The organism is Daejeonella sp. (assembly GCF_044232565.1).
Taxonomy (GTDB): domain Bacteria; phylum Bacteroidota; class Bacteroidia; order Sphingobacteriales; family Sphingobacteriaceae; genus Daejeonella.
Genome location: NZ_JBIILQ010000331.1, coordinates 1 through 4,580 on the forward strand (window position 1 = coordinate 1; position 4,580 = coordinate 4,580).

3 protein-coding genes and 1 pseudogene are annotated in these 4,580 nt (G+C 63.7%); 1 reads left to right on the forward strand and 3 read right to left on the reverse strand.

The genetic code is table 11. The annotated features are described in order from the left end of the window. From ACILQF_RS12945 to ACILQF_RS12955, 3 genes and pseudogenes are all read right to left on the reverse strand, one after another. Positions 1-1,863, reverse strand: a pseudogene (locus tag ACILQF_RS12945) (hypothetical protein); the annotation flags it as partial. Positions 1,864-1,898: 35 nt separating this feature from the next. Beyond that, on the reverse strand, positions 1,899-2,792 hold the full coding sequence (locus ACILQF_RS12950; RefSeq protein ID WP_395627816.1) for a ThuA domain-containing protein: 894 nt from the start codon (positions 2,790-2,792) through the stop codon (positions 1,899-1,901). A gap of 34 nt (positions 2,793-2,826) precedes the next feature. Further along, positions 2,827-3,948, reverse strand: a complete 1,122-nt coding sequence (locus ACILQF_RS12955; RefSeq protein ID WP_395627817.1) for a sugar phosphate isomerase/epimerase family protein — start codon at positions 3,946-3,948, stop codon at positions 2,827-2,829. A 321-nt stretch (positions 3,949-4,269) separates the two neighbouring features. On the opposite strand from ACILQF_RS12955, the gene ACILQF_RS12960 reads away from it, so the two are divergent. Next, the coding region (locus tag ACILQF_RS12960; RefSeq protein ID WP_395627818.1) for a helix-turn-helix domain-containing protein at positions 4,270-4,580 on the forward strand (311 nt) is incomplete at its 3' end.

Genomic DNA, 4,580 nt, shown 5'->3' on the forward strand with positions numbered 1-4,580 from the left:
CTGGTTGCGGCCACCCCTGGGCCCACGTGGCCGCGGCGGGGCATCGGCGCCGGGGGTGCCCGGTGCCGGCGGCGTGAGGTGCCCCATGCCCTGCGGCGCATCGGACGGCAGCGAGAAGGTCACCCGGTTCTGGATGGCGATATAGTAAAGCCCGGTATGGGGATCAAAGGCGCCGCCGCCCCAGTTAGGCCCGCCTACCGAGCTCGGATATGTGACGACGGCATGATCGGGATGGCGGCGCGGCGTGTACAAAGGCCCGCTGACGGCCTTGTATTGATCCCAGGTCGCCTGGCAGGCGGCCTTCATGCCGGGCACCAGGTCGGGGATTTCATCGCGCGTCATCGCGGTGCGGGCGATCGGCTCCGGCCATGCCGGGAACGGCTGTGTCGGCCATATCGACGGATCGGGCGTGGCCAGCTGTGGTGTCGGCCGTTCGGTGACGCCGTTCAGCGGCTCACCGGTGACGCGGTTGAACAGGAAGATCAGCCCGTGCTTGCCGGTCATCAGCACAGCCGGGATGGTCTTGCGGTCCTGCACATGATCCATCAAAACCATCGGGGTCGGCGCATCCCAGTCCCACACATCTTGGTGGGTGATCTGCCGGCTCCACAGTAATTTGCCGGTCGCCGTGTCAATTGCCAGCAACGAGCTGGCATAGGGCTGCGATCCGCCGACGGCGGCGGGCACATTGGCATCGCCGGTGCTGGCATAGAGGATGCCGCGCTCGTCATCGACACTCATCGTCGACCACACATTGGCGCCAGTGACATCGCGCCAGCTGGTGCCTAGCCATTGGTCGTTGCCAGCCTCGCCGGGGTGCGGGATGGTGTGGAATTCCCAGACCTTGCGGCCTGTACGGGCATCGAAGGCACGGATGTCGCCGCGCGGGCCGGGCGGGCCATCCTCGCCGGGGCGGCTGCCGGTGATAAGCAGATTCCTGTAGATAGTGACCGGGTTGGGAATGGTGAAGCTGGCACGGCGGCTTTCGCCGACCACTTCGGAAGCGACGCCTACATAAGCATCGATCTGCCCGCCCCAGCCAAAGCCCGGCGCCAGTCGGCCGGTGGTAACGTCGACCGCCATGATGAGGCCGCCGTCGGTAGCAAAAATGATGCGCGGCGCCGTTTCAGCATCCCCGGGCCAATAGGCGACGCCGCGGCCGTGGATGTTCAAGGGGCTGGCGTACTTCCAGATCACTTCGCCGGTTTCCGGGCGCAGCGCGGTAATCGACGCCTTCAGGCCGGGCGTGGCCGGCGACGACGGGGTGGAGAAATACATGATGCCGCCGACCATCAACGGCGTCACTTCGAAGCGGTAATCTAGGCCCTGATCGCCCTGCGGCACGATGCCGGCGCCATAATGATAGGTCCAAGCCGGGGTTAGCTTGGCGACATTGGCCGTGGTGACCTGGGTGAGCGGCGAGAAATTCTGGTTGGCATTGCCGCCGCCATAGGCCGGCCACTGGCTGGGGCCGCTGGGGCGCGGATAGGTTCGTGCCGGGCCTGAGGGCTGCGTGGTAATGGCCTGCACCGAGGCGCCAGCGGCGGTGGCGGATGCGAAATGCGTCGCCAGATAGGCCTGCGCGAGTTTGAGCTGGTCACCGTCAAGCTGGGCACCACGCGCCACCATGTTGGCGAGTTGCGCGCTCCATTCCGCCGGCGTGCGCCGCTTGCCGAGCGCCAGACCGATCGGATGGCATTGCGCGCAATTCTGCGCCACCAGATCGCGGCCCGGCCCCGCGGGCAGCTGCATCTCGGCCGGCGTCGGCTGCGAAACGGCCGATGTTGCGGCCACAGCCATCAGGCCGGCAGTGCCCAGAAAGCCGGCGGTTAGCAGGTTGATCGTGCGGTTGGTGCGTTGCATATGGTATCCACTTGGCTGCGAGATCGGATTGGGGCTCATTGGTCGGGCGTCACATCGTGCTGGGTCAGGCCGAGCGCCCATTTGATTCCCTCTAGATAAAGGGCTTGGGTCTTGGGATCATCGAGCAGGGCGTCGTTGTGGCCGCCAGTCATGTTGAACACCCGGCCCTTCCCGTATGATTTGGCCCAGACGATCGGGAAATAGCCATCGCTGCGGCCGGCGCGCTTCAACTGTTCAGGCGTGAGCTTGGCAACATCAAGCTCGACGATGGTATGGACATCACCGCGCTTGAACGCCGGGGTCAGCACCGGCCACTGGTCTTTCCACAGGAAGCTTTTGCGGCCGAAGGCAGCGGCGGATTTCCAAGCTGGGTCTTTCACCTTTGCGAACATACCGGTGGCCGGATACTCGCTGGCCATCACGCCGCCGATCATCACGCCCCATTCTGGCCAGTTGTAGAAGTTGATCGTTTGGGCGTGGCCAACGATGAGCCCCTTGCCATCATCTCGCACGAACGCCAGCAGATCGGCCTTTTGCGCTTCCGACATTGTGCCTTCGCCGCTGCCTAGGATCATCACTGCATCGAAATAGTCGAGGTTGCGGATATTGGTGTTGCCGCGTGCATAGCGGGCGCTGGTCACCTTTATGGGTTGCTTGGTGATCAACTGGCTGTCGGTGCGCAGGAAGGTGACATACACGCCGGCCTTGCGGCCCAATTGTTCGAGCACTGCCATCGTGTGGTTGAGGCTGGCGTGATGAAAGCCCGATTGTACATCGGCGACGATCAGCAGTTTTTTCAAATCGGGGTAGGGATCGCACGGCGCATTACACAGGACGCCGGGGCCTCCCTGCGGGGCTGCAGGTTGGGCATCGGCGCTGGCTGCAGCCAGTAAAGCCACCGTCATCGCGGCAAGACGGCGTCTGGGCATCGGGGTGTCTCCGGAGGCTGGCGGGCGCGGCATGTCAGTTGGGCGCCTTGACCGAGAAGGGCGGCGGTGCAGGCGTGGTCAGTGCCGTGGTCCATGCTTGCTGATAAAACTGCACATCGCGTTGCAGCAGCGCGATGAAGGCGGCTTCGGGGATAGCGAGCTGCCATTTGCCCATATCAGTACCAAGCATGTCGAAAGGCGCCGCGACGCCCGGCACCCGCACCAGATACTCATAGTAGGTCTCCAGCGGGCCGCCGAAGCCGCTGGTTTGCAGATAGCGGAAGAAATCGCCGAAATTGACCATGCCTTCGCCGGGCGGCACCAGCCGTGTGCGCCATGGCCATTGGCCGGCCGGCACCGTGTCCAGCTTGTCCCAGCGGAAATCCTTGACCGAGACCGAATGCAGATAGGGCCCCAGAGCGCGTATGCTTTCGCGCCAACCGGCGCCGCCCTTGGCCATAACATGGCCGATATCGTAATTGATGCCTACAAAGCGCGGATCAATGCCCCGCATCAGCATCCACAGATCCCAGGCGCTGCCGCCGATGGTATCTGCATAGGCATGGGTGTGGAAAGCGGCAGTGACGCCATGGGTCTCGTTTAGCTTTGCCAGCCGCTCCAGCTTGCTGCGGAAATCATCATATTGCGGCTGAAACGGCGCGTCATAGCGGTAGCGCGGCGCGGCAGCGCGATAAAGGCGGATGTCGAGACTTTGCATGGTCGCCAGCGTCGCCTCAACGCCTTCGGATTGGGCATCTGCGATACCGGTGATGACCATCGGAGTGGCGAGGCCGGCTGCCTGGGTCGCCCTTATGATGCGCGGCAGTTCGGTGCGCACGGCGGCGGGTTCGACATGCGCGCCGCGCCGAACCGTCCAGATGATCGCCGGAAACCCAGCCTGCCGCGCGACATCAAGGCCATGATCGGCGCTCGTCCACTGCAAGTGCCGCGATACCAGCGCCAGTGCCGGTAAAGCGGCGCCTGGCGCAGACGGCTGATCGGCCCACGCCCGCCGCGCCGGCAGCATCGCCGCACCCGCCGCCAACAGCGCAAGTGCGCGGCGCCGTGTGTGCCCCATGCCGCTGTCAAGCCAGCCGTTCAACGCCTCTGCCTCCCCGCCCGCGTTTTCTGCGCCCCTGTTGCCGAGGCTATGCAAATACCCATTATGTCCGAACTTGTACGTACATTCTATGCCGGCATGCAACAGCAATCAACGGGGCGATGCCATCTGGGCTAGTCCGCCCAGCCCGCTTTTTCCCAGTCATCACTTATGAGACAGATATGCGGTATTGAGCAGAGGAGAGTTTGCGTCTCTGCTCTGGCCCAATTGCGGGTTCGCAACTCGGTGCGTTGGCGGAGCGAGAAAGATTCGAACCACCAGCGCGGTTCAATCCTCTCTCGAAACCGCCTCCGACGCAAAACCTATCCCAAAATACCGGTGGTTCTGCCTTTGCCCGCTGAGGATGGCCGTGGTCGTATGCGCCATGCCTCAAACACCACCTCGGCGCCAACCACATCAGAACGACACTTTTTGTTCCATAAGAGGTCGAACCCGACTGATTTGCCGGCATGGGTTCTCGTCGCACCGAAGGGGGTCGATGCAGCTGCCTCGGACGGGGCAACGCCTCTCGCTGCCGACGAGTGGCTGACCCTGGCTGAGGTCGCCCAATATCTGCGCCTCTCGAAGCGCACCGTCTCCCGCATGATCAAAGGTGGTCGCCTACCCGCAAAACGGGTCGGCAGGGCCGTCCGGATCGCGCGTTCCCAACTCATTACAACGCTAACCAG